The sequence below is a fragment of the Niveibacterium sp. genome, from assembly GCF_041909475.1.
GTDB lineage: Bacteria > Pseudomonadota > Gammaproteobacteria > Burkholderiales > Rhodocyclaceae > Niveibacterium.
Genome location: NZ_JAYRDJ010000003.1, coordinates 57,890 through 81,562, shown reverse-complemented (window position 1 = coordinate 81,562; position 23,673 = coordinate 57,890). Strand labels below are relative to the sequence as shown.

The window sequence follows — 23,673 nt, the reverse complement described above, 5'->3', positions numbered from 1 at the left end:
CGCCAACCACGCAAGCTGCGATTTGATCAAATAATAGCAAGCCAGATCATGGAGATCAAATTTGATCAAACCCGAAGATCGCACCAGGCCGTGGACCGATCTGCGCGGCAATGCCCCCCCGCAGCAGTGCGGTAGCAATACGCACTGCGTATGATTCCGCGCTCGAACGGAAGCCGAAATGCCATCAAGATATTCGGCACACCATCCAGCAAGGAGAGCCTCATGACCTGCCCGCGCGTCACCCCCATCCTCATCGCCGCAACCCTGCTTGCAAGCGCCTGCGGAAAGGTTGAGGAAAACGCCTCGGAGAAAATCGCCGAAGCGGCGATCGAATCGGCGATGAAGAAAGACGGCGCGAGCGACGCCAAGGTCGACCTTTCCACCGGCGGCGTGAAGGCCACGGTCACCGACAAGGACGGCAAGCAGCAGACGCTGGAGCTGAACAACGCGAAGGTGACCGAGCAGGATGCCGGCATCCCCTTCTACCCTGGCGCCACGCCGATTGAAGGCTCATCCTCGCGCATCAGCTCCGCAGAAGGCAGTGCGGTCAGCACCACGCTGAGCACCGGCGACGCGCTCGACAAAGTCGTCGCGTTCTACTCGCCGCAGATCAAGCGCCTCGCAGCAGGCAAGCAGATGATCGAGTCATCCGAAGGCGGCGAGTATTCCTGGATGGTGAATGGCACCAGCGGCAACGGAAGCGAGAGCGTGATGGTTCAAGCCCGACGCAACGGTAGTGCCACCGAGATCATGATCCATGTGACTCGCGGGAAGTAAGGCGTTCGCGCGCAGCTTCCGGGCGCCAACGCGACCGCTTCTGCAGGTCGATGCGGCCGCCGCAGAATCGGCTTCTTGCCGATCAATCAGTCGGGATGACCGCGGGTGCGGCGGACTGCAATACGGATGCGATGAAGGCCGCTTTTGCATCGCGGTATTGCGCATGGCTCAAGCCTGCAGCGCGACGCTTCACTGCGTTGTATTAATCGACGAGAGATTGGTGGCCCCGCAATGCGTCGCGGAAACGCATGAAGAACTCGAATTGCGACCCTTGCGCGACAACTTGCAGGGCCAGATCAACATCGGCGCGAGGAGACAACAGCATGCAAAGCTCCGGCGTGCGAAGCGTGTCCGCTTTCACCACGTAGCCGGCCGCCTCGAGCCGCGAAACGGCGCTTGGATGAAGGGGCGGCGGCACGACAACGCAGACATCGACATCGCCCTTAGAGATGGCGCCTGGAATGGCTGATGCGCCAACATGCTCGACGCGGCAGCCCGGAATCAAGTCCGCGAGTTCACGCGTGACGCCCTCGACTACCCGCGCAGCCGCGATCTGATAGTCCGCCGGATCAAGCAGCCGCATGGAAACCTAGCGCGTCGCGTGCTGCTTGAGCGCCGCGATCACCTCGGCGGCGTGCGTATCGGGATCGACCTTCAGCCACTTCTGGCGGATCACGCCCTGCGGGTCGATCAGGAAGGTCTGCCGTTTGGCGAACTTGATCAGCGCAAGGTTGGTCAGCGCGCCGTAACGCTCGGCCACCACGCCATCCGCATCGGCAAGCAAGGTGAAGGGCAACTTGTACTTCTTGGCGAAGGCCAGATGCGACGCCGTATCGTCCACGCTGATACCCAGCACCTGCGCACCAAGCATCTTGATCTGCCCATAGCCATCGCGGAAGTTGCACGCCTCGGTGGTGCAACCCGGGGTGTCGTTCTTCGGGTAGAAGTAGAGCACCAGCCATTTACCCCGGTAGTCGGCCAAGGCGTGCATCGCACCGTCCTGATCCGGCAGCGTGAAGCCCGGCGCGGCTTGATCCACGGCCGGCGAATCGGCCCGCGCGGGCGCACACAAGATCGCGCACAGCAGTAGCACTACGAAGCTTCTCAGTCCGGCTTTCATCTCAATCCCGCCCCCTCAATCGAAGACTTGCCGCCGTACAGGCAAACGCCAGTACGGCCACAAGCGTAAACGCAAAACCCGCCCCGCCTCGGCCCCACGCCGCACCGAACAGCAGACCGGCCGGAATGGCGACCACACCCGAGAGCAAGTGGTACCAGCCAAACGCCAGGCCGCGCGACGCTGCCGGTGCGAGCGCGCCAACCAGCGTACGCTCGACCCCCTCGGAGAGCCCCGCCAGCAGCCCGAATGCCACGCCACACAGCCACAGGCTGGACTGCGTATCGACCTGCGCAAGCACGGCATAGCCCAGGGCCAGCGCAAGCCAGCCGACGCGCAGCATCGCAAGCGGCCCGATGCGGTCGGCAATGTGGCCGCCGAGCAGCGACGTCGCGCTCTTTGCCAGGCTCATCAACGCCCACAGCAGCAAAAGGCCAGCAGTGCCGCTCCCCAGCTCATGACCACGCCACACGACGAAGGTTTCCGACACACGCGCCAGGCCGAACAGTGCGACGAGACCGAGATAGCGTTGCAACACGCGCGGCAGCGCCGCCCAATCCAAACGAGGCCGCCGGCCCGCTGACGCCTCGGCATGCGGCAGTTCGCGCAGCGTCACCGCGATCAAGATCACGCCAAACAGGCCCGGCACCGCCGACCACAGCATCACCTCGGGCAGGGCCAAGCCGCCCCAGGCCACCGTAGCGGCCGCAATCAGCGCACCGAGGCAGGCGCCGCCGTTATCCATCGCACGATGAAAACCGTAGGCGACACCACGCATCGCGCGCGGCGTGGCATCGGCAACCAGCGCATCGCGTGGCGCGCTGCGTAGCCCCTTACCCAGCCGGTCCGTCGCCCGCAGGCAGACCAGTACGACCCAATGCCCGGCAAGCCCGAAGAAGGGCCGCACCAGGTTTGACAGCAGGTAGCCGCCGAGCACCCAGGGTTTGCGGCGGCGGCCGTCCGAGCGCCCGCCAGACCAGAGCTTCAGCCAGGCCGAGACCGCCTCGGCAACCCCTTCGACAAGGCCCAGCACAATCGGCCCCGCGCCCAGGCCACCAGCGAGCACGAGCGGGATCAGGGGGGTGACCATCTCGGAGGCGAGATCATTGAAGAAGCTGACTAGGCCAAGTGTGATTACGGTTGCCGGCAAACGCAGCACGAATCCCCCGTTCCTGAGGCGGGCCCACACGCGGGCCGATCAGCTCCGATGGTACAATCCGCGCCCTCGGTGCCACCGTAGTTCAATGGATAGAACGGCCGCCTCCTAAGCGGCAGATACAGGTTCGATTCCTGTCGGAGGCACCACTCCCGAATTCTCTGACGCGTCTGGCTCCCGGACAGCCTGCGGCAAACACGCCGCCCGCGCACCGGGCGCAACGACGGAGGGGTGGCCGTGCTCAAGCGAATTGTCCTAGCCTGCCTTGCCGCCTCCCTACCTGCGCTGACGGCGGCTGCTGACGTACCGATACGCGTGATCGGCGTGGAACTGCCACCGCTGATCATGAGTACGCCCTACGGCAGCACCGGCATCATCGTCGACATCGTGAAGACGGCGTTCCGCCGCGCAAACGTCAAGGTGGATATCGCGGTCGAACCTTGGGCGCGCGCCTACGCAAGCGTGCGCGACGGTGAAGGCGATGCGCTGATTCCGACGATCCGCTCCCCCGAACGGGAGGCGCTGTTCGACTTCACGGAAGAGCCGGTCTTCAAATCCGAGATGAGCTTCTTCCGCGCCACACGCAAGCCGATCAGTTGGAACGGCAAGCTGGCCGATGTGCAGAACCGCCGCTTCGTAAAGCTGCGCGCCGCCTTGTTCGCGCCCGAATTCGATGCCGCAGTGCGCGAGGGGCGGATTGCGTGCGAGGAGACGAATTCCTTCGCATCGGCGATCCGCATGATCGACGCTGACCGCGTCGACCTGGCCGCGGTGCCGAAGCTCGCAGGGCTCCAGATCATCGCGACCGAAGGGCTGCAAGGTCGCGTCGCAGCGCTTGAACCGGCGCTCTATGTACAGAACTTCTTCCTCGCCTTCACGCGCAAGAATGCGGCGAGTGCGCAAAAACAGAAGATAGACACCCAGCTTGCGGCCATGTGGAAAGACGGCAGCATCGCAGCGATCGTTGAAGACTACCGCAAGCGCAACTGGCTTCCGCCATCCAGCACTGAGCCCGCTCGCCAGTGAACGCTTGCGCCGTATTGGTGCATCCCTCAAGTCGCCCGCCAATACGGCCGTAATCCCCGCATCACCCCCTAGACGCAGCATGGGCTGCGACGGCCGGGGTTGAGCAGGGAGGCTGCAATGTCACTCCGCAACAAACTGCTGCTGCTCGCCGCCATCGGCGCCGCTGCGCTCGTATTCCTCTCCGGCTACGCGTTGTGGCAGTTCCGCACGGTCGGCAACCAGCTTCACGAGAGTCTTGGCGCGATGAAAGTCGCCACCCGCCTGCTGCAGGAAGTCGACGGCGCGAACCTTGCCTTCAAGACCCAGGTGCAGGAGTGGAAGAACATTCTCATCCGGGGCAACGACCCCGCTCAGCACGACATGTACCTCAAGCAGTTCGGCGAGGAGGAAGAGAAGGTCGCCTCCTACCTGAAGGCTGCGAGCACCGACCTGCAGGCCTTTGGCATGGATCCGAAGCTCGCTGAACGGGTACTCGCCGAACACCAGCAACTGGGCACGAAGTATCGCGAGGCACTGAAAGGCTTCGATGGTGCCGACCCGGAGACCGGCAAGAAGGTCGACGCCGCCGTGAAGGGCATGGACCGCCCGGTATCAACCGCAATCAAGGAACTGTCCGCCGCCGTCGAGAAGCAGGTGAACGCGCGCGCGGCGTCCAGCGTGATCGCTTCGGAACAGGCAATTTCCAGCACCACCTTGTGGTTGATTGCCGGCGGCGCGGTGTCGCTGCTCGCGATGCTCGTTGCGAGCCTGCTGATCTCGCGAGCGATCGTGATTCCGGTACAGCAGCTTGATCAGGTGATGGCGCGCGTGGCGACAGAGTGGGATCTGCGCAAGCGGGCCCAGCTGAAGGGGCGCGACGAGGTTGCCGACTGCGGCCGCGCCCTCGACACGATGCTGGAGCGCTTCCAGCAAACGATCGCGGCACTGCACGGCGAATCGCGCAAAGTCCGCGGTGAAACACAGGGCGTGTCGCAAGCGCTCACCGACCTGGCCGCCAACGCAGACAGCCAGAGCGACTCAACCTCATCCGTCGCTGCGGCGATCGAGCAATTGACCGTCGCCGTCGGGCAGGTACGCGAGTCGGCCGAAGAGGCCCGGCGCCTTGCGCAGACTTCGCAGCAGCTCTCGGCCCACCGACGAGAACTGATCGGCGCGACCGCTACGGAAATGGGCGTGATCGCCACGCGCGTCGAAGACACTGCCCGCCAGCTCGACGAACTCGGCGCGCGTTCGGAAGCGATCAGCGGCATCGTGAACACCGTGAAGGAGATTGCCGACCAGACCAACCTGCTCGCGCTCAACGCTGCGATTGAAGCCGCCCGCGCCGGTGAGCAAGGGCGCGGCTTCGCGGTCGTCGCCGACGAAGTGCGAAAACTCGCAGAGAAGACCGCTCAGTCGACACAGGAAATCGGCAGCCTGGTGCAGAAGATCCAGGCCAGCACCATGCGCGCCGTCGCTGACATCAACGCGATCGTAGAGAACGTGCGACTGCAGCGCTCGCGAACCAGTGAAGCTGACACCGCAATCGGCTCAATCGAAGACGCCGCCACCCAGTCGAGCGTCGCCGCAGCCCGAATCACCGACGCACTGGCAGAGCAATCCACCGCGAGCCAGCTGATTGCTCAGCAGGTCGAGCGCATCGCACACATGTGCGAGGAGAATACTTCGGGGGTGCACCAGATCGGCGGCAACGCGGGGCAGTTGAGCGCGCTGGCGCAACGGCTGGAAGACGAGGCGGCACGCTTCAAGGTCTGACACCGCCTACGCCATAAAGTAGAAGCGGCCCGAACGGGCCGCTTTTGCTTTACTTGATCACCCGCAGATGCGGGCGACCGCCCTCGGGTGGCGTCGGCGAGTCGTCGCCACCCGAGGATTCGGGCGCAACAGTGTCGGCGCCATCAGCATCGTCGGCCGCCGCTGCGGCGGGCGCGGCGGCGTCGGGCTTGGGTTCGACTTCAAACGCCATGCCCTGCCCGTTCTCGCGCGCGTAGATCGCAGCAATGTTGGCGATCGGCACATAGAGCATCTGAGCGACGCCACCAAAGCGTGCCTGACAACTCAGCGCTTCATTGTCGAGGTTGAACTGGTGGGTCGCATCCGGTGCGATGTTGAGCACGATCTGGCCGTCGCGGACGAATGCACGCGGCACGCGCACGGTGTCATCGACGACAACCGCGACATGCGGCGTAAAGCCGGCGTCGACGCACCACTCATACAGTGCGCGAACCAGGTAAGGCTTGGTGGACGGAACGTTGCTCATATCAGCTGCTCATCGACAAACAGGGGCGCAAAGCGGCGGCCTGCTTCCAGCGCCAGACGGGTGGTGTGCTGACACACGCACCTGCTGACGCCGGCAAGCGGCGCCGCTCGACACGTCTTACCGACGCATCGCGCGCTCGGAAGGCGTCAGTGCGTCAATGAAGCCTTGGCGCGAGAACACGCGTTCGGCGTACTTCGCGAGCGGCGCAGCCGTCTTCGGCAGATCGATGCCGTAGTGTTCAAGGCGCCACAGCAACGGGGCGATCGCCACGTCGAGCATCGAGAATTCTTCGCCCAGCATGAACTTCTGCTTCACGAACATCGGCGCCAGCTGTACCAGCTGGTCGCGCACCAGGGCGCGGTTCTTCTCGACACCCTTGGCGTTCTTTTCCAGCGCCTCGATATGCGAGAAAAGCTCCTGCTCCAGCGAATGCAGCAGCTGGCGAGCCTTGGCACGCATGATCGGGTCGGCCGGCATCAGTTGCGGATGCGGAAAGCGCTCATCGATGTATTCATTGATGATGTTCGGCTCATAGAGCACCAGATCGCGATCGACCAGCACAGGCACGCGGTTGTACGGGTTGATGACCGCAATGTCCTCGGGCTTGTTGAACAGGTCGACGTCGATAACCTGGAAGTCCATGCCCTTTTCGTAGAGCACGATCCGGCAGCGGTGGCTGAAGGGGTCCGTCGTACCGGAGTACAGGTTCATCATCGTAGGCAATCCCCGCGAAGTAGTTAAATCAGAAATGGACGACGCGCCGCACAGGCGGCGCGTCGTTCGCACAGCGTGGCGGCGGGTATCAACCCACCGCCTCTGGCTGGTTTAGTGAACGTCTTTCCAGTAGGCCTTCTTGAGAAGGAAGGACACCACGGCAAGCAAGGACAGCACGGCAATCACGAAGAAGCCGATCTGCTTGCGCGTCTGCTGCGCCGGCTCGCCCATCCAGACGATGAAGGACACGAGGTCAGCCACGTTTTGGTCGAACTGCGCCTTGTCCATCTTGCCCGGCTTGACCAGTTCGAAGCCTTCGAAATGCTTCGTCTTGTTGCCGTGGCCGTCGTCTTTTTCGGCGAAATGCGCAACCTGCTCGCCCTGCAGTTCCCACAGCACATGGGGCATGCCGACGTTCTCGAACACCACGTTGTTCCAACCCGTCGGGCGCTTCTCATCGTGGTAGAAGCTGCGCAGGTAGGTGTAGAGCCAATCTGCGCCGCTACCGAACTCGGACGCGCGGGCACGCGCAATGACGGTCAGATCCGGCGGGGCTACGCCAAACCACTGCTTGGCCTCGTCGCGCTGCAGGGCAACCTTCATCTGCTCACCCACCTTGTCGGCGGTGAACATCAGATTGTCATGGATCTGGTCTTCGCTCAGACCGATGTCCTTGAGCCGGTTGTAGCGCAGGTAGCTCGCGCCGTGGCAGTTCAGACAGTAATTGACGAACAGTTTCGCGCCGTTTTGCAGCGACTTGTTTTCGAAACTGACCGGCGCCTTGTCCAGGTGCAGTTCCGCACCGGCGGCAAAGGCCGCCAGCGGCGCGGCCACGGCGGCCAGCGCCAGCGTGCGCAGGAATTTCATCGTGCGGCTCATTTCCAGGTCACCCTTTCCGGTTCCGGTTTGGTCTTGTCCAGCTTCGAGTAGATCGGCATCAGCGCGAAGAACAGGAAGTAGATCACCGTGCAGATCTGGGCCGTCAGGTTACGGCCCGGGGTCGGGGGCAGCACGCCCAGGTAACCCAGGATCACGAAGGCCACAACGAAAATCGCGATGGCGATCTTCGTCAGCGCACCCTTGTAGCGGATCGACTTGACCGGGCTCTGGTCGAGCCAGGGCAGGAAGGCCAGCACTACGACACCGGCACCCATCATCACGACACCCCAGAACTTGGCGTCGATGAAGAACATGCCCGGAATCACGATCACGGCGACCGCAGTGGCGATGGCCTTGCCCAGCACCGGTGCGCGCAGCAGCGCCCACACCCAGATCGCAGCAACACCTGCTTGCAGCACGATCAGGAAGTCCGAGGTCACCGCACGCAGGATCGAGTAGAACGGCGTGAAGTACCACACCGGCGCGATATGCGGCGGCGTCTTGAGCGGATCAGCGGGGATGAAGTTGTTGAACTCCAGGAAGTAGCCGCCGCCTTCCGGTGCGAAGAAGATGATCGCGGAGAACACGATCAGGAAGACCGCGACACCGAAGATGTCCTTCACCGTGTAGTACGGGTGGAACGGGATGCCGTCGAGCGGAATGCCGTTGGCGTCCTTCTTCTTCTTGATCTCGACCCCGTCCGGGTTGTTAGAGCCGACTTCGTGCAACGCAACGAGGTGAGCTGCCACCAGACCCAGCAGCACCAGCGGCACCGCGATGACGTGGAAGGAGAAGAAGCGGTTCAGCGTCGCGTCGCTCACCACGTAGTCACCACGGATGAACACGGACAGGTCCGGCCCGATCAGCGGAATCGCGGAGAACAGGTTCACGATCACCTGCGCACCCCAGAACGACATCTGGCCCCACGGCAGCAGGTAGCCCATGAAGGCTTCGGCCATCAGGCACAGGAAGATCAGCGCGCCGAAGATCCACACCAGCTCGCGCGGCTTGCGGTAGGAGCCGTAAAGCAGGCCGCGGAACATGTGCATGTACACGACGATGAAGAACGCCGAAGCGCCGGTCGAGTGCATGTAGCGGATGATCCAGCCGCCCGGCACGTCGCGCATGATGTACTCGACGCTGGCGAAGGCCACCGGCACGCCGGCCGCATTCAGCGACGCATCCGGCTTGTAGTGCATGACCAGGAAGATGCCGGTCACGATCTGGATCACCAGCACCAGCAGGGCCAGGGAGCCAAAGAAGTACCAGAAGTTGAAGTTCTTCGGTGCGTAGTATTCGGCCAGGTGGGCCTTGTAGGTCGACGTGAGCGGGAAGCGCTCGTCGATCCAGTTCAATAGTGCCTGCGACTTAGTCGTCATGGCTTAGGCCCCCTTGCTGTCGTCGCCGATCAGCAGCTTGGTGTCGGCGAGGTACTTGTGCGGCGGGATCGGCAGATTGTCCGGCGCCGGCTTGTTCTTGAACACGCGGCCCGCGAGGTCGAACGTCGAGCCGTGGCAGGGGCACAGGAAGCCGCCCTTCCAGTCCGCGCCCATGCCGCTCTCGGCGCCGGGCTGGAACTTGGAACTCGGCGAGCAACCGAGGTGGGTGCAGATGCCGATCGTGACGAGGTACTCGTCCTTGATCGAGCGATACGTGTTCTTGCAGTACTCGGGCTGCTCGGAACGGGCCGATTCCGGGTCCGCCACCTCGCCCTTCACTGCCGCCAGCGAAGCCAGCTGTTCCTTGGTGCGGCGCAGAATCCAGACCGGCTTGCCGCGCCATTCCACAGTCATCATCTCGCCCGGCTGCAGCTTGCTGATGTCAGCCTCAACGGGCGCCCCCGCCGCCTTGGCTCGCTCGGACGGCGAAAGGCTGGCCAGAAATGGCACCGCCGCGCCGGCCACTGCACCGCCACCGACCGCAGCCGTGGCAATGACCAGTGTTCTCCGGCCGTTGTCCGTATTTTTGTCGTCGCTCATGACCCTCTATCCCCGGTGATACGTCCCGAAAGCACAAAAACCGCAGAAAAACCGCGGGATTATACCGGAGCGGCACCCCCTATTAGAAGCCCGGCGACATGCTTGCAACGGCTGCGCGCCTCAGATGGCGCCGGAAGCCCGCAGCGCGGCGATGCTTTCCGCCCCCAAGCCAAGCCCGCCAAGCACCGCATCCGTGTGTTCGCCGAGCCGCGGGCCGAGCCAGTCCGTCGCGCCCGGCGACCCCGTCAGGCGAGGTACCACGCCCGGCACATGCAAGGGCGCGCCATCGGGCAGCGTGGCCTCCTCCAGCATGCCGCGCGCCGCGTATTGGGCATCGCGAAAAATGTCGGCAATCGAATAGACCTTGGTGGCCGGCACCTCGGCGCGTGTCAGTACATCGAGCACCTCGGCGACGTCGTGCGCACCGACCCAGGCATCAATGGCGGCGTAGATCTCGTCGGCGCGCGCGCTGCGCCCGGCATTCCCGGCCAGCGCCGGGTCTTCGGCGAGATCGCTGCGCCCGATCGCCTGCATCAGACGCTTGAAGATCGCGTCTCCGTTGCCACCGACCACCACATGCTCGCCATCGCGCGTGGTGTGCGTATTCGACGGCGTAATGCCCGGCATGATGTTGCCGGTGCGCTTCCGCACATGGCCGCCCATCGAGTATTCCGGCAGCAGGCTCTCCATCATCGCGAAGACCGCTTCGTACAGCGCGACGTCGACGACCTGCCCGGCTCCGCCATTCACTTCCCGGTGCCGCAGCGCCATCAGCGCGCCGATCGCCCCCCACAGGCCAGCGATCGAATCGCCGATCGAGATGCCGGACTTCACCGGCGGCCGATCCGGGAAACCAGTGACGAAACGCAGCCCGCCCATCGATTCGCCGATCGCGCCAAAGCCCGGCTGCTGCGCCATCGGGCCGGTCTGGCCGAAACCGGACAGGCGCACCATGACCAGACCGGGGTTTTCGGCCGAAAGCACATCCCAGCCCAGCCCGAGCTTCTCCATCACGCCGGGGCGGAAGTTCTCGATCACGATGTCGGCGCCCGCACAGAGCTTGCGCGCGAGCGCTACGCCCTCAGGGTGCTTCAAGTTCAGCGTCACCGATTTCTTGTTGCGCGCCTGCACGTACCACCACAGTGACGTGCCCTCATGCAGCTTGCGCCATTGGCGCAGCGGGTCGCCGCCGTCGGGCGATTCGACCTTGACGACCTCGGCACCGAACTCGGCCAGCACCCGCGCACAAAAAGGCCCGGCGATCAACGTGCCAAACTCGACGACCTTCACGCCTTGCAGCGGCTTCTGGCTCATTTCAACGACTCCGGATACATGACAACGCGATCGGCACGCCGGGACTTGGCGACCGGGACGAGACGGGCCGGCATCTTAGCCGGCGCAAGCGGCGTGCGTCACGGTGCCAGGGTCGCCTAGAATCGGTGCCAGACCTCACGCGCAGCCGAATCCGGAGCCGACATGAAGATTTCGCTTGAAGCGCTGGCGATGCTCGATGCCATCGACACGCGCGGCAGCTTTGCAGCCGCAGCCGATGCGCTGCACCGCGTGCCGTCCGCGCTAACCCATGCTGTGCGCAAGCTCGAAGAGGATCTGGGGTTCGACCTGTTCCAGAAGATCGGGCGCCGCGCCGTGCTGACCCCGGCGGGCCGCACGCTGCTCGACGACGGCCGTGCGCTGCTGCGCGCCGCGGGAGAACTGGAGTGTCGCGCGCGGCGGATTGCCACCGGCTGGGAATCCGAACTGCGCATCGCGATCGATGGCACGCTGGACGCGGCAGCGCTGAATCCGATCATTGCGGAGTTCTACGCCAATTACGGCGGCACCCGGCTCAAACTGATGTACGAAGTGCTCGGTGGCACCTGGGACGCACTGGCCACCGGACGGGCCGATCTCGTGATCGGTGCAGTCGGCGACCCGCCCGCGGGTGCGAGCTACGCCACGCGCGCGTGGGGCACGCAGGAGTTCGTCTTCTGCGTGGCGCCGCACCACCCGCTAGCCGACGCGCCGGAGCCGATCCCGGCTGATCTTGCGCGTCAATACCGCGCGATCGTCGTGGCCGACACATCGCGCCAACTGGTGGCACGCACCGCCGGTCTGCTCGACGGGCAAGACACGCTGACGGTGCCAGACATCGCGGCCAAAGCGGCGGCACAGCGCACCGGGCTGGGCGTCGGCCACCTGCCGCTGGCGCTCGCGCAGCGCGATGCGGCACAGGGCCGGCTGAAGATCAAGAAGCTGGACGCGCCGAAACCGATCGCGCCGCTGTGGCTCGCCTGGCAGTCAAACCAGCGGGGGCGCGCCCTCGACTGGTTCGTCGAACGCCTGCTGGAGCCCGGCTGCGCGGCGATGATGCAGACGGTCGCGACCTGAAACCTGGCCGCGCAGCCCTGCCGGCGATGGGAAGGTAACTTTCAGCGCAAGCGCGCGGCTTCGCGGGCGCTGGCGACCGCCTTGCGCCGCTCAGCCTCTGCGGCGTCGACCTGCGCGCGGATCGCCTCCGGAAACTCCGCGCCACGCTGATGCTCCAGCGTGGTGACGATCCGTACGGCGGGGTTTGCAATCCGCCCCTCGGCCGGCATGACCTTGCGGATCGACGCCTCGGAACTACCGGTAATTCGCGCTACCTCGCGCACGAATCGGTCGTCTGCCTTGCGCGTCTCGGCCTTGAAGAAGGCCGCCTGGGCCGGCGTGAAGGGCGCCTCCGGCGGCACCTCGGCAGCATGCACCGGCGCGACCAGCACGAAGGCAACAAGGATCAGGCGATAGAGCGGAGTTCGCATGGGCGGCAAAGTCAGGGCAGCAGAATCGTCGAGCCAGTTGTCCGGCGTGCTTCAAGATCACGATGCGCCTGCGCTGCATCAGCCAGCGGATAGCGCTGCCGGATCTCGATCTTAACGCTGCCATTCTGCACTACCTCGAACAGCTCCGACGACATCGCGAGCAGGTCCGATCGTTTCGCGGTGTAAGTGAAAAGCGTCGGGCGCGTCACATACAGCGAGCCCATCTTCGCGAGCACGCCAAGATCGAGCGGCGGCACCGGGCCGGTCGCGTTGCCGTAGGTCACCATGGTGCCGAGCGGGCGCAGACAGGCCAGCGAATCCATGAAGGTGTCCTTGCCGATCGAGTCGTACACCACAGCCACGCCGGCACCGCCGGTGATCGCCTTGACCCGGTCGGCGAAGCGCTCGCGGGTGTAGACGATCGCGTGGTCGCAACCGTGCGCGGTGGCGAGCGCGGCCTTTTCGTCGGAGCCGACGGTGCCGATCACCGTTGCGCCGAGTGCCTTGGCCCACTGACACAGGATCAGCCCAACACCGCCGGCAGCGGCGTGCACCAGAATCGTGTCGCCCGCAGCAACGCGGTAAGTACGCCGCAGCAAGTACTGCGCGGTCAGGCCTTGCAGCATCATCGCCGCACCGGTTTCGAACGAGATCGACTCCGGCAGGCGCACCAACCGGTCGGCGGGCAGGTTGCGGATTTGCGCGTAAGCGCCCACCGGCCCACCTGCGTACGCAACGCGATCCCCCACCACCACGTCGCTGACGCCCTCGCCCACTGCGACCACCTCTCCGGCCCCTTCAACGCCAATGCCGCTTGGCAATGGCAAGGGGTACAGCCCGTTGCGGTGATAGACGTCGATGTAATTCAAGCCAACCGCGTGATGGCGAACCTGTGCCGCGCCCGGGCCGGGGGGCGGCACATCCACCGCCTGCCATTCGAGCACTTCAGGGCCGCCATTGCGGGGAATGCGGATTGCCATCGACATGCTTGTCTCCTTGCGAGAGCGGCGGCGAACGCGACGCCGCCGTGCTGCGTTTCAGCGATCGCGTACCGTTGCCGCGGCCGCGTCCACGACCGCCAGTGCGGTGATGTTCACCAGGCGCCGCACGGTCGCCGACGGCGTCAGGATGTGCACCGCCTTGGCTGCGCCCAGCAGGATCGGGCCGACGGTAACCCCATCGCCACCCGACATCTTGAGCAGGTTGAACGCGATGTTAGCCGCATCGAGGTTAGGCATCACCAGCAGGTTCGCCTCGCCCTTCAACGTGGATTCCGGATGCACGCGCTCGCGGATCTCCGGCGAGAGCGCAGCGTCGCCATGCATTTCGCCATCCGCTTCAAGCTCCGGCGCCAGTTCGGCGAGGCGCTCGCGTGCCGCGCGCATCTTGCGTGCAGAAGCTGAACGGGAGCTGCCGAAGCTGGAATGCGACAGCAGCGCAGCGCGCGGCTCGATACCGAAGCGGCGCAGCTCTTCGGCCGCCATGCGGGTGATCTCGGCGATCTCTTCGGCGTCCGGGCTTTCGTTCACATAGGTATCGGTGATCGCCATCATGCGCGCCGGCAACAGCAGCAGGTTCATCGCGGCAAACAGCTTCGCGCCGCTGCGCAGGCCGATGATGTCCGACACCCGGCGCAGGTGGTTTTCATACGCGCCGTAGGTGCCGCACACCATTGCGTCCGCGTCGCCCTTGTCGAGCAGCATGCAGCCGATCAGCGTGGTATCGCGGCGCAGTTCGGACTTTGCGATGTCGGGTGTCACGCCGTCGCGCGACATACGGCGGTAGTAGCGCTGCCACAGGTCGCGATAGCGCGGATCGGAATCCGGGTTCACCACCTCGAAGTCGCGCCCCAGCTTGAGGTTCAGCCCGAAACGCTCGATCCGCCGTTCGATCACCGCCGGGCGGCCGACCAAAATCGGGTGCGCCAGGTTTTCGTCGACCACCACACGCACGGCGCGCAGCACGCGCTCGTCCTCGCCCTCGCAATACACGACGCGCTTGCGATTGGCTGCAACGCGCTTGGCCGCGTTGAAGACCGGCTTCATCACCATGCCGGAGTGGTACACGAACTCAGTCAGGTGCTGGATGTAGGCATCCATGTCGGCCAGCGGGCGCACCGCCACGCCCGAATCCATCGCCGCCTTGGCGACCGCCGGCGCAATCCGCACGATCAGGCGCGGATCGAAGGGTTTCGGGATCAGGTAGTCAGCACCGAAACGCAGCTCGGCGCCGCCGTAGGCCATCGCCACCACATCGCTCTGTTCGGCCCGCGCGAGCTCTGCAATCGCATGCACGCAGGCGAGCTTCATTTCCTCGGTGATGCGCGTGGCACCAACGTCCATCGCGCCGCGGAAGATGAACGGGAAGCACAGCACGTTGTTCACCTGGTTCGGATAATCCGAACGGCCGGTGGCGATGATGCAGTCGGGCCGAACCGCCTTGGCCTCTTCCGGCATGATCTCGGGCGTCGGGTTGGCGAGCGCGAAGATCAGCGGACGCGGCGCCATCTTGGCGACCATCTCGGGCTTCAGCACGCCCGCGGTCGACAAGCCGAGGAACACATCTGCGCCCTCGATAACCTCGGCCAGCGTTCGCGCGCTGGTGTCCTGCGCATAGCGGGCCTTGTTCGGCTCCATCGTCGCATCGCGCCCGCGCCAGATGACACCCTTGGAATCGCAGACGTAGACGTTCTCGCGGCGCAGGCCGAGGCGGCACATCAAGTCCATGCACGCGATCGCGGCGGCACCGGCGCCGGAACAGACCAGCTTCACTTCGTCGATGCGCTTGCCCACCACTTCCAGACCGTTGATCAGCGCTGCGGTCGAGATGATCGCGGTGCCGTGCTGGTCATCGTGGAAGACGGGGATGTTCAGCCGCTCGCGCAGCTTCTGTTCAACGTAAAAACACTCGGGCGCCTTGATGTCCTCAAGGTTGATGCCGCCCAGCGTCGGCTCGAGCGCCGCGATGATCTCGATCAGTTTATCGGGGTCGTTCTCGTTGAGTTCGATGTCGAACACATCGATGCCGGCGAATTTCTTGAACAGGCAGCCCTTGCCCTCCATCACCGGCTTGCCGGCCAGCGGGCCGATGTTGCCCAAGCCCAGCACTGCGGTGCCGTTGGTGATGACGCCAACGAGATTGCCCCGTGATGTCAGCTCTGCTGCCTGGGCCGGGTCCGCCACGATGGCCTCGCACGCGGCTGCGACGCCGGGCGAGTACGCAAGCGCAAGATCGCGCTGGTTGGTCAGCCCCTTGGTCGGCGTGACCGAGATTTTCCCGGGCGTGGGATAGCGGTGATAGTCGAGCGCCGCAGCGACGAAATCCTTGTCCATTGTTCTTGCCTCGCGTGATTGTCTGAATGCAATGCCCGCCGCAGCCACTCTGGGTGGGGCTGACGACACTGGGCGTGCTGCACGTGACACCGGTGCGGAGCAGACCTCCGGATACACACCGGCAAGCCGTTGTCCCGATCGGACAACGCTGGGGGGAAGGACGTAGCAGTACGTTCGGCGCGATTCTACCGCAGTGCGTCATGGCCGGTACGCCATGCGGCACATATCACCCTAAAGTAGGAGATGGCAAGTGCCGTTGTAACGGTTACACGTCGAAGAACGTGCCGTACTCAGACTCGGGAGAATCGTAATGAAGAGCAGCCTAATCGGACTTGTCATCATCGGCGCCGCCGCAGCTGCGGTGTCTTTCAAGCCGCAAGCCACCAAGGAGGACGCACAGGCCGCAATGGAACGAGCCACCCGCTACGCCGCCAGCAACGGCAACGAGGCGCTCGTGAAAAGCCTGCAGAAGGCAAACAGCCCGCTCCATGCTGGCGCAACGCGCGTGCTGGTGCTGGACATGGCCGGCAACGTGGTCGCAGACCCGACCCAACCCCAGCGCGTTGGGCGCAATGTGCTGGACCTGAAGGACACGCATGGCAACTACCTGTTCGTGGATGCATTGCAGGTGGCCAATGCCAGCGGTGAAGGCTGGGTTTACTACAAGACGCGCAGCCCGATGACCCGCGCCGAACGCCGCGAGGCGGCACTGGTGAAGCGCCAGGGCGACGTGGTGTTGCTGGCAACGCTGAACGACTGAATCACCGAAATCCAGATCAAAACGGCGACCCTCGGGTCGCCGTTTTCACATCCGCCGCAGCGGAAACGCGCTTCAGCGCGTCACCCGCCCGTCGCGATCGATCACCGACATCTCGATGTACTTCGCACCACTGCGCGACGCACTGCCGAAGGTGAAGCTCAGGCCGCCGACGTCGTAACCCGACATGCCAGCAATGCCGCGCGCCAGGCCGGCCTTGCCGCCACCGCGCTTGAGCCCTTCGGTGACGACCTTGGCGGCGAGGTAGCCTTCCATCATCGCTTGCGTGGGCTCTTCGGTGTACGGGCCGTACTTGCGGTAGTTGGTCGTGAATTCACGCACCACCGCGTACGCTTCATTGCGCGGATTCGGCGCAACCTGCACCAGGGCAACGCCTCGCGCCGCCTTGGCGCCGGCAAGCTCCGACAGGCGCACACCTTCGACCGTCGACAGGCCCACCAGCTGACCGGCGCCACCTTGCTCGCGGTAACGCTTGACGAAGGCTGCTGCAGCCGGCGCCTCTACCGCCAACAGCACGGCCTGATGCTCTTTCTGCAACACCGCATCGGCGAGCGCAGCGATCTTGTTGAGCTCCTTGGGCTGAGCAACGGCAGCCTCAACGGTCTGCCCCTGCTTCGCCGCCACCAACTTGGCGAGATCGCGGTACTCCAGGCCGGCCTGGTCTTCCGCATAGAAGACGACGAACTTACGGATACCGATCGTCGCCAGCTGCTTCATGACCTTGTCGATTTCGTCCGCATAGCTCGGGCGGGTCAGGAAGACCATCGACGCAGCCTTGTCGTTCGCGATGAAGCCTGCACCGGTACGCGCGCCAACCAGCGGCACCTGGGTGCTGTCGAGCACCTTGTCGGCCACGAGCTTCTGCACTGCCGCGGCACCCACGGTACCGAACAGCGCAGCGGGCTGATGCTCCTTGATCAGCGCCTTCGCTTGCGCCGAGATGTCAGCACCTTCGTCGACCGCCATCAGTTTGATCTGCTTGCCGCCAACGCCACCGCGGACGTTGACTTCATCGAACCAGCTCTTGGCTCCCATCTGGATCTGCCAGCCGACACTGCCTTCCTTCGTCGCGCCCGGCGCAACCTGAAGAACGACCAGATCCTCGGCTCCTGCCTGCGGAGCAATCCCCCCAAGGGTCAGCGCCACGAACAGCGCGTTAAGACTGCGCCTCACCATCCACCTCCTGATTTTCTTATGCCGGACTCTGGGTCCGCATTCTGTTCTTTGAATTCGGGCAAATCACGCCAAACGTGAAAAGAGTAACTGAGTTTCACAAATTTCGGTTGCTTCCTGTTTGTAAAACTACATCAAACGGAAATTGCTATCCGGCCACCCCCAACGCTGCCTCATGACGCTGGCTTTTGGCACAATGCCGTGGTGCACCAACCAGACAAGGATCCCATCGTGCGACGCGTCGTGTTCAACCAAAAAGGGGGCGTGGGCAAGTCCACGATTACCTGCAACCTGGCCGCCATCGCTGCCAGCCGCGGCAAACGGACGCTGGTCGTTGATCTGGACCCTCAGGGCAACAGCACGCACTACCTGCTGGGCAAAGCGGCCGACGCGCTGGAGAAGACGCTCGCAGACATGTTTGACCAGACCCTACGCCTGCGGCTGCTGAACGACCGCGCCGAGAGCTACGTCCACAACACGCCCTTCGAACGCCTTGACATCCTGCCGTCGGCGCCCGCACTGGAAGAGCTGATGGGCAAGCTTGAATCGCGCTACAAGATCTACAAGCTGCGCGACGCGCTCGACGAACTGGCCGACGACTACGACATGGTGTTCATCGACACCCCGCCAGCGCTCAACTTCTACACCCGCTCCGCGCTGATCGCGGCGCAACGCTGCCTGATCCCGTTCGATTGCGACGACTTTTCGCGGCGCGCGCTGTATTCGCTGCTGGAGAATGTGACCGAGTTGAAGGCCGATCACAACGAAGACCTCGAAATCGAAGGCATCGTCGTAAACCAGTTCCAGCCGCGCGCAGCGCTGCCGCAGCGTATCGTGCAAGAACTGCAGCAGGAAGGCCTGCCGGTGCTGACCAGCTTCCTGTCGGCGAGCGTCAAGATCCGCGAGTCGCACGAGCAAGCGAAGCCGATGATCCATCTGGATCCCGGCCACAAGCTCGCGAAGGAGTTCACCGCGCTCTACGACTCGCTGCAAGGGCGCCGCGCATCCGCCTGAACGCCGAGCTGCTTAGCGCAGGAATTCGAGCAGCAGGCGGTTAAACACGGCGGGCTGCTCGACGTTCGACAGGTGGGCGGCCTGTTCGATCACGTGCAAGTCTGCACCCGGGATGCCCTCGGCCAAGGTTCGCGCCATTGCCAAGGGCGTACCAACATCCTGTTCGCCGACCACAACCCGCGTCGGGGCCGCGATCTGCGACAGACGATTCGTGGTCGCCAGCCCGGCGATCGCGTGGCAGCAACCCGCATAGCCCTTGCGCGGGGTCGTTTCGATGATGCGGCCGATTTCGCAAACGCGCTCCGCGTGGCTTTCGCGATACGGTGTGGTGAACCAGCGCTCAAGGGTGGCCGGCACCAATCCATGCAGCCCGTCTTCCAGCACCGTCCTGATCCGTGCCGGCCACTGCGCGGCCGACTCCGGCGGGTAGCCGCTCGATGTATCCGCCAGCACCAGCCGCCCGACGCGTTCAGGCCAGCCCAGCACGAGATGCTGCGCAATAAAACCGCCAAGCGAAATCCCGACCACATGGCTGCGCTCGACATGCAGGGCATCCCACATCGCGACGATGTCGCCGGCAAGCATGTCAAGGGTGTAAGCACCTTCGGGCGCATCGCTGCGGCCGTGGCCGCGCAGATCAGGCCGCAGCACGGTGAACCGCTGCGCCAGCGCCTCGGCCTGCGCATCCCAGATCGTGTGGTTCGCGCCCAGCGCGTGCAACAGCGTCACACAGGGGCCATTACCCTCTTTGCGGACATGCAGTCGCAGCCCGTCGAGTTGCAGATCCATGCTTCCGACTCCCTGCCGTTTGAGATGGCCGGAACCTTTGCCGGCGCGAAGTGCCAGAGAGCCGCGGCGCTGCGTGTTTGACGAGGATTGCTGCGGCGCCACAGCGACTGACCTAGATCATATTCATTTTCTGCACGATCCTTATACTCCGCGGAAAACATACGCAGGCCGCTGCCGCCAACCGATACGCGCACATCCCCGCGTGGATCCCGAAGGCTCCCCCGACACTGCGCCCGATTCCCCTTGATGCAGGAGCATTGTAATGACCGTTACGAATGTCGCCGAACTCGACGCCCTCTTGGTGCGAGTAAAGGCTGCCCAGCAGAAGTTCGCCAGTTTCTCCCAGGAGCAAGTTGACCTGATCTTCCGCAGCGCGGCGCTGGCTGCTGCCGATGCGCGTATCCCGCTGGCGAAGATGGCCGTCGAGGAAACCCGCATGGGCATCCTGGAAGACAAGGTCATCAAGAACCACTTCGCCTCCGAGTACATCTACAACAAGTACAAGGACGAGAAGACCTGCGGCGTGCTGGATGAAGAGCCGGAATTCGGCATCATGACGATCGCCGAGCCGATCGGCATCATCTGCGGCATCGTCCCGACGACCAACCCGACCTCCACCGCCATCTTCAAGGCGCTGATCGCACTGAAGACCCGCAACGGTATCGTCTTCTCGCCGCACCCCCGCGCGAAGAAGGCCACCTGCTACGCAGCCAAGCTGGTGCTGGATGCAGCCGTTGCCGCTGGCGCACCGAAGGACATCATCGGCTGGATCGACGAGCCGACGGTTGAGCTGTCGAACGCGCTGATGCGTCACCCCGAAATCAACCTGATCCTCGCCACCGGCGGCCCCGGCATGGTGAAGGCCGCCTACTCGTCCGGCAAGCCGGCGATCGGCGTGGGCGCGGGCAACACCCCGGCCGTGATCGACGAAACCGCAGACATCAAGCGCGCGGTCGCTTCGATCCTGATGTCGAAGACCTTCGACAACGGCGTCGTCTGCGCGTCGGAACAGTCCGTGATCGTGGTCGACAAGGTGTACGACGCAGTGCGTGAGCGTTTTGCCCACCACGGCGGCTACATGCTGAGCAAGAAGGAAACCGAGGCTGTCCGCAAGGTCATCCTGGTTGATGGTCACCTGAACGCCGCAATCGTTGGCCAGTCCGCGATCAAGATCGCCGAGATGGCCGGCGTCACCGTGCCGCCCTTCACCAAGGTGCTGATCGGTGAAGTGACCGACATCAACGACGCAGAAGCCTTCGCACACGAGAAGCTCTCGCCCTGCCTCGGCATGTACCGCGCCAAGGACTTCTACGATGCCTGCGACAAGGCTGTCGCACTGGTCACCATGGGTGGTATCGGCCACACCTCGGCCCTCTACACCGACCAGGATCTGCAGCAGGATCGCATCCGCCACTTCGGCGACAAGATGAAGACCGCGCGCATCCTGATCAACACCCCGTCGTCGCAAGGCGGCATCGGTGACCTTTACAACTTCCGGCTTGCACCCTCGCTGACGCTGGGTTGCGGTTCGTGGGGCGGCAACTCGATCTCCGAGAACGTCGGTCCCCAGCACTTGATCAACAAGAAAACCGTTGCGAAGCGAGCCGAGAACATGTTGTGGCACAAACTTCCGAAGTCGATCTACTTCCGCCGCGGCTGTCTGCCGTTCGCCCTTGACGACCTGCAGGGCAAGAAGCGCTGCATGATCGTGACCGACCGTTACCTGTTCGAAAACGGTTATGTCGATGAGCCGGTCCGCCTGCTCAAGAGCCTGGGCATGGAAGTCGAAGTGTTCTTCGAAGTCGCCGCCGACCCGACGCTGGCCGTGGTGCGCAAGGCCCTGTCGCTGGCCAACGCCTTCCAGCCGGACGTGATCCTGGCGCTGGGCGGTGGTTCGCCGATGGACGCTGCGAAGATCATGTGGGTGATGTACGAGCATCCGGAAGTCGCGTTCGAAGACCTCGCGCTGCGCTTCATGGACATCCGCAAGCGTATCTACAAGTTCCCGAAGCTGGGCGTCAAGGCGATGATGGTTGCGGTGCCAACGACCTCGGGTACCGGTTCGGAAGTCACCCCGTTCGCCGTCGTGACCGACGAAGTGACCGGCGTGAAGTACCCGATCGCCGACTACGAACTGACGCCGAGCATGGCGATCGTCGACGCGAACCTGGTCATGAACATGCCCAAGTCGCTGACCGCCTTCGGTGGTATCGACGCCGTGACCCACGCGCTCGAAGCCTACGTTTCGATCATGGCCAACGAGTACTCGGACGCGCAAGCCCTGCAAGCGCTCAAGCTGCTGAAGGACTACCTGCCCTCCGCCTACGAAAATGGCGCCAAGGATCCGAAGGCCCGCGAGCAAGTGCATAACGGCGCGACCATCGCCGGTATCGCGTTCGCCAACGCCTTCCTGGGTGTTTGCCACTCGATGGCGCACAAGCTCGGTGCCGAGTTCCACATCGCTCACGGCCTGGCCAACGCGCTGCTGATCTCGAACGTGATCCGCTACAACGCGGTCGACATCCCGACCAAGCAGGCTGCGTTCTCGCAGTACGACCGTCCGAAGAGCGTTGCCCGCTACGCCCAGATCGCCCGTCACCTCGGCATCGAAGCGTCGCGTGACCACGAGCGTGTCGAGAAGCTGGTCGAGTGGGTTGATGGCCTGAAGAAGACCCTCAACATCCCGGCATCGATCCAGGCTGCTGGCGTGTCCGAAGCCGACTTCCTCGCCAAGGTCGACAAGCTGGCCGAAGATGCGTTCGACGATCAATGTACCGGCGCCAACCCGCGCTACCCGCTGATCAGCGAACTCAAGCAGATCCTGCTCGACAGCTACTACGGTCGCGCCTACGTCGAAGCGTACGAACGCGAAGAAGAGACAGAAGCCGCTCCGGTGGCTGCCAAGAAGGGCGGCAAGAAGGTTGCCTGATCGCTTCGGTTGAAGTCGTAAAGAAAAGCCCCGGGTGCGAACCCGGGGCTTTTTGTTTTCAGTGACTCAAACGCCAGCGCCGCCTACTCGAAAGCCACGCTGCGCGTGATCGAATCAGGGGCTTGGCGTCACATGTGTGGCCGGGTACTCGACGAAGCCGTTCTGGCGGCAGAAGCTCAGCAGGCGAATGCCGGCCGCGTGCGCGATCCGAATTGCCAGCGTCGTGGGCGCCGATATGGTTGCCAGCACCGGCACGTTCATGCGCGCACACTTGCGCACCAACTCGTAGCTCGCGCGGCTCGTGAGGAAGACGAGACCGCTCGACGGCGCAACGCCGGATTTCGCCATCCAGCCGAAGAGCTTATCGAGCGCGTTGTGCCGTCCGACGTCTTCGAACACACGCACGATCTCGCCTTGCGCATCGCACCAGGCGGCCGCGTGTGCGCATCCGGTCGCGCGCGTCAGCGCCTGTTGCGCCGGCAAACCTTCAAGGATGCGCTGCAGGCGCGGATGATCGAGCTCGAACGTCGGCGCCGCACTCACCCGCTCCGGTGTCAGATCGAGCAGCCCCAGACTCTCGGTGCCACACACGCCACAGCCGGTGCGCCCGGTGAGGCTGCGTCGATGCGCTTTCAAACAGGCAAATGCGGACTGCGCGATTTGGAGCTGCACCTCGACGCCGTCTGCATGTGGCAGCACCTCGATATCGAAGACCTCGTGCCGGTCCTTGACGATACCCTCCGACAGCGCAAAGCCCAGTGCGAAACAGTCCAGGTCGGCAGGTGTCGCCATCATCACTGCATGCGAGATGCCGTTGAACACCAGCGCGACCGGAACTTCTTCCGCGACCTCGTCGGCGCAGTCCTCCACGCCGCCTGGCGAGTGGCGCAGGATGCGGACCTCCTGCAAGGCGTCCGGAAGGCTCTCTAACACATCGTCGGACATGAACGTC

Annotated in this window: 22 protein-coding genes and 1 tRNA gene; 8 read left to right on the top strand and 15 right to left on the bottom strand. The window is 64.0% G+C overall.

All coding sequences use genetic code 11. The features are described from left to right. The first annotated feature begins 222 nt into the window (after positions 1-222). A complete protein-coding gene (locus ACE3P0_RS04125) occupies positions 223-777 on the top strand; it encodes a hypothetical protein (protein ID WP_374400090.1) in 555 nt (184 codons plus the stop codon). A gap of 202 nt (positions 778-979) precedes the next feature. Here ACE3P0_RS04125 and ACE3P0_RS04120 read toward each other — a convergent pair whose 3' ends face one another. From ACE3P0_RS04120 to ACE3P0_RS04110, 3 genes are read right to left on the bottom strand one after another with little or no spacing between them, the layout of a single operon-like run. Continuing rightward, positions 980-1,360 (bottom strand): GrpB family protein, encoded by a 381-nt coding sequence (locus ACE3P0_RS04120; RefSeq protein ID WP_374400087.1) that lies wholly within the window; start codon positions 1,358-1,360, stop codon positions 980-982. 6 nt (positions 1,361-1,366) lie between these two features. Next, positions 1,367-1,897 (bottom strand): peroxiredoxin, encoded by a 531-nt coding sequence (locus tag ACE3P0_RS04115; RefSeq protein WP_374400085.1) that lies wholly within the window; start codon positions 1,895-1,897, stop codon positions 1,367-1,369. A 1-nt stretch (position 1,898) separates the two neighbouring features. Then, a complete protein-coding gene (locus ACE3P0_RS04110) occupies positions 1,899-3,053 on the bottom strand; it encodes an MFS transporter (protein WP_374400083.1) in 1,155 nt (384 codons plus the stop codon). A 71-nt stretch (positions 3,054-3,124) separates the two neighbouring features. On the opposite strand from ACE3P0_RS04110, the gene ACE3P0_RS04105 reads away from it, so the two are divergent. The 3 genes from ACE3P0_RS04105 (at position 3,125) to ACE3P0_RS04095 (ending at position 5,831) form a co-directional block, all read left to right on the top strand. Beyond that, a tRNA-Arg gene (locus ACE3P0_RS04105) sits at positions 3,125-3,199 on the top strand. An 88-nt stretch (positions 3,200-3,287) separates the two neighbouring features. Further along, positions 3,288-4,076, top strand: a complete 789-nt coding sequence (locus tag ACE3P0_RS04100; RefSeq protein ID WP_374400080.1) for a substrate-binding periplasmic protein — start codon at positions 3,288-3,290, stop codon at positions 4,074-4,076. 117 nt (positions 4,077-4,193) lie between these two features. Continuing rightward, positions 4,194-5,831, top strand: a complete 1,638-nt coding sequence (locus ACE3P0_RS04095) for a methyl-accepting chemotaxis protein (RefSeq protein WP_374400078.1) — start codon at positions 4,194-4,196, stop codon at positions 5,829-5,831. A 49-nt stretch (positions 5,832-5,880) separates the two neighbouring features. On the opposite strand, the gene ACE3P0_RS04090 is transcribed toward ACE3P0_RS04095, so the two are convergent. The 6 genes from ACE3P0_RS04090 to ACE3P0_RS04065 form a co-directional block, all read right to left on the bottom strand. After that, on the bottom strand, positions 5,881-6,336 hold the full coding sequence (locus ACE3P0_RS04090; RefSeq protein ID WP_374400075.1) for a ClpXP protease specificity-enhancing factor: 456 nt from the start codon (positions 6,334-6,336) through the stop codon (positions 5,881-5,883). Positions 6,337-6,453: 117 nt separating this feature from the next. After that, positions 6,454-7,050, bottom strand: coding sequence for a glutathione S-transferase N-terminal domain-containing protein (locus ACE3P0_RS04085; protein WP_172203623.1), 597 nt, complete (start codon positions 7,048-7,050; stop codon positions 6,454-6,456). Between the two features lie 111 nt (positions 7,051-7,161). Beyond that, positions 7,162-7,917: a cytochrome c1 gene (locus ACE3P0_RS04080; protein WP_374400072.1), complete on the bottom strand. Its 756-nt coding sequence runs from the start codon at positions 7,915-7,917 to the stop codon at positions 7,162-7,164. Positions 7,918-7,925: 8 nt separating this feature from the next. Further along, a complete protein-coding gene (locus ACE3P0_RS04075; protein ID WP_374400069.1) occupies positions 7,926-9,308 on the bottom strand; it encodes a cytochrome bc complex cytochrome b subunit in 1,383 nt (460 codons plus the stop codon). 3 nt (positions 9,309-9,311) lie between these two features. Continuing rightward, positions 9,312-9,908, bottom strand: coding sequence for a ubiquinol-cytochrome c reductase iron-sulfur subunit (gene petA, locus ACE3P0_RS04070; protein WP_374400066.1), 597 nt, complete (start codon positions 9,906-9,908; stop codon positions 9,312-9,314). A 120-nt stretch (positions 9,909-10,028) separates the two neighbouring features. After that, positions 10,029-11,222 carry a CaiB/BaiF CoA transferase family protein gene (locus tag ACE3P0_RS04065; RefSeq protein WP_374400064.1) on the bottom strand — a complete coding sequence of 398 codons (1,194 nt, stop codon included), beginning with the start codon at positions 11,220-11,222 and terminating at the stop codon, positions 10,029-10,031. Between the two features lie 162 nt (positions 11,223-11,384). Between ACE3P0_RS04065 and ACE3P0_RS04060 the strand changes: the two genes are divergently transcribed. Beyond that, positions 11,385-12,296: a LysR family transcriptional regulator gene (locus ACE3P0_RS04060; RefSeq protein WP_374400061.1), complete on the top strand. Its 912-nt coding sequence runs from the start codon at positions 11,385-11,387 to the stop codon at positions 12,294-12,296. A gap of 41 nt (positions 12,297-12,337) precedes the next feature. On the opposite strand, the gene ACE3P0_RS04055 is transcribed toward ACE3P0_RS04060, so the two are convergent. The 3 genes from ACE3P0_RS04055 to ACE3P0_RS04045 are packed head-to-tail and all read right to left on the bottom strand — an operon-like array spanning position 12,338 to position 16,038. Further along, on the bottom strand, positions 12,338-12,706 hold the full coding sequence (locus ACE3P0_RS04055) for a hypothetical protein (RefSeq protein WP_374400059.1): 369 nt from the start codon (positions 12,704-12,706) through the stop codon (positions 12,338-12,340). Between the two features lie 11 nt (positions 12,707-12,717). Beyond that, on the bottom strand, positions 12,718-13,692 hold the full coding sequence (locus tag ACE3P0_RS04050; RefSeq protein ID WP_374400057.1) for a quinone oxidoreductase: 975 nt from the start codon (positions 13,690-13,692) through the stop codon (positions 12,718-12,720). 51 nt (positions 13,693-13,743) lie between these two features. Continuing rightward, on the bottom strand, positions 13,744-16,038 hold the full coding sequence (locus tag ACE3P0_RS04045; RefSeq protein ID WP_374400054.1) for an NADP-dependent malic enzyme: 2,295 nt from the start codon (positions 16,036-16,038) through the stop codon (positions 13,744-13,746). A gap of 310 nt (positions 16,039-16,348) precedes the next feature. On the opposite strand from ACE3P0_RS04045, the gene ACE3P0_RS04040 reads away from it, so the two are divergent. Then, complete coding sequence (locus ACE3P0_RS04040; protein WP_374400052.1) at positions 16,349-16,798, top strand: cache domain-containing protein; 450 nt, start codon at positions 16,349-16,351, stop codon at positions 16,796-16,798. 72 nt (positions 16,799-16,870) lie between these two features. On the opposite strand, the gene ACE3P0_RS04035 is transcribed toward ACE3P0_RS04040, so the two are convergent. Continuing rightward, positions 16,871-17,989 carry an ABC transporter substrate-binding protein gene (locus ACE3P0_RS04035; RefSeq protein WP_374400050.1) on the bottom strand — a complete coding sequence of 373 codons (1,119 nt, stop codon included), beginning with the start codon at positions 17,987-17,989 and terminating at the stop codon, positions 16,871-16,873. A 231-nt stretch (positions 17,990-18,220) separates the two neighbouring features. Here ACE3P0_RS04035 and ACE3P0_RS04030 point away from each other — a divergent pair, with 231 nt between their 5' ends. Further along, complete coding sequence (locus tag ACE3P0_RS04030) at positions 18,221-19,003, top strand: ParA family protein (RefSeq protein ID WP_374400047.1); 783 nt, start codon at positions 18,221-18,223, stop codon at positions 19,001-19,003. A gap of 12 nt (positions 19,004-19,015) precedes the next feature. Here ACE3P0_RS04030 and pcaD read toward each other — a convergent pair whose 3' ends face one another. Then, complete coding sequence (pcaD, locus tag ACE3P0_RS04025) at positions 19,016-19,792, bottom strand: 3-oxoadipate enol-lactonase (RefSeq protein WP_374400045.1); 777 nt, start codon at positions 19,790-19,792, stop codon at positions 19,016-19,018. A gap of 262 nt (positions 19,793-20,054) precedes the next feature. On the opposite strand from pcaD, the gene adhE reads away from it, so the two are divergent. Beyond that, positions 20,055-22,721 carry a bifunctional acetaldehyde-CoA/alcohol dehydrogenase gene (gene adhE, locus ACE3P0_RS04020; protein WP_374400042.1) on the top strand — a complete coding sequence of 889 codons (2,667 nt, stop codon included), beginning with the start codon at positions 20,055-20,057 and terminating at the stop codon, positions 22,719-22,721. A 114-nt stretch (positions 22,722-22,835) separates the two neighbouring features. Here adhE and fdhD read toward each other — a convergent pair whose 3' ends face one another. Next, the gene (gene fdhD, locus ACE3P0_RS04015; RefSeq protein ID WP_374400039.1) at positions 22,836-23,666 is read right to left on the bottom strand and encodes a formate dehydrogenase accessory sulfurtransferase FdhD; all 831 of its coding nucleotides are present in this window, start codon (positions 23,664-23,666) and stop codon (positions 22,836-22,838) included. Between the last annotated feature and the right edge of the window lie 7 nt (positions 23,667-23,673).